Annotated in this window: 1 protein-coding gene; it reads left to right on the top strand. The window is 67.7% G+C overall.

Annotated elements, in window-relative coordinates:
* Window positions 1–14 precede the first annotated feature (14 nt).
* Window positions 15–1,045 (top strand): molybdopterin-dependent oxidoreductase (locus tag ACIA73_RS41965; protein WP_399444287.1); only part of this gene is annotated, 1,031 nt, incomplete at its 3' end.

The following is a 1,045-nucleotide window of genomic DNA, read 5'->3' as shown; positions in this document are numbered from 1 at the left end:
GGAGTTGGTGCAGAGTGGAACGGCGCTTGTCGGTTGCGACGCACTGGGGCAGCTTCATAGCCGTGGTCGATTCCGGTCGGTTGGTGCGTATCGAGCCGAGGGGTGATGACCCCGCGCCGTCGCCCATCGGCCCAGGCATGGTGACAGCCGCCGACGATCACGCTCGCGTGTTGCGTCCCGCGGTGCGCAAGGGTTGGCTGAAAGGGCTGCCGCGCGTCCACGACACGGCTCGGGGTGCGGACGCCTTCGTGGAGGTGAGCTGGGACGACGCTCTCACGCTGGTCAGCGATGAACTGCGCCGAGTGCGGTCCCAGCACGGGGACAGCGCGGTGTTCGGCGGCTCCTATGGATGGGCGAGCGCGGGCGCGTTCCACAACGCGCAGGGTCAGCTCCACCGGTTCCTGGCGCTGGGCGGGGGATACACCGACTCCCGGAACACCTACAGCACTGCGGCCCTGGAGGTGATCCTCCCGCATGTGATCGGCGGGCATCCGTGGAGTTACCAGTCCCGGATGCCGATGTGGGACGAGATCGCAGACAACTGCGAGCTCGTGGTGGCGTTCGGCGGTCTGGCTCTCAAGAACAGCCAGATCAACCCTGGCGGGCTGGCCCGGCACCAGACGGGTGCCCTGCAGCGCAAGTGCCGCGAGGCCGGGGTGCGGTTCGTGAACGTCAGCCCCATCCGCAGTGACACCGCCGGCTTCCTCGACGCCCAGTGGCTGCCCGTCATTCCCAACACTGACACCGCCGCGATGCTCGGCATCGCCCACACGATGCTGGTCAACGGGTGGCACGACGAGGACTTCCTGCACCGGTGCTGCGTCGGCTTCGACCGCTTCGCCGCCTACTTGACCGGGGAACTCGACGGCGTTCCCAAGGACGCCGCCTGGGCAGCGGAGATCACGGGCATCAGCCCTGAGACGCTCACTGACCTCGCCCGCCGTCTGAGCTCCCAACGGTCGCTCATCATGGTCAACTACGCTGTGCAACGCGCGGACCACGGCGAACAGCCGATCTGGATGTCCGTCGTACTGGCCGCCATGAC

It is taken from the genome of Streptomyces sp. NPDC051561, from assembly GCF_044454195.1.
In the GTDB taxonomy this organism is placed as follows: domain Bacteria; phylum Actinomycetota; class Actinomycetes; order Streptomycetales; family Streptomycetaceae; genus Streptomyces.
Note: the sequence above shows the minus strand (reverse complement) of the source record. Positions and strands in the feature narration are given on the sequence as shown.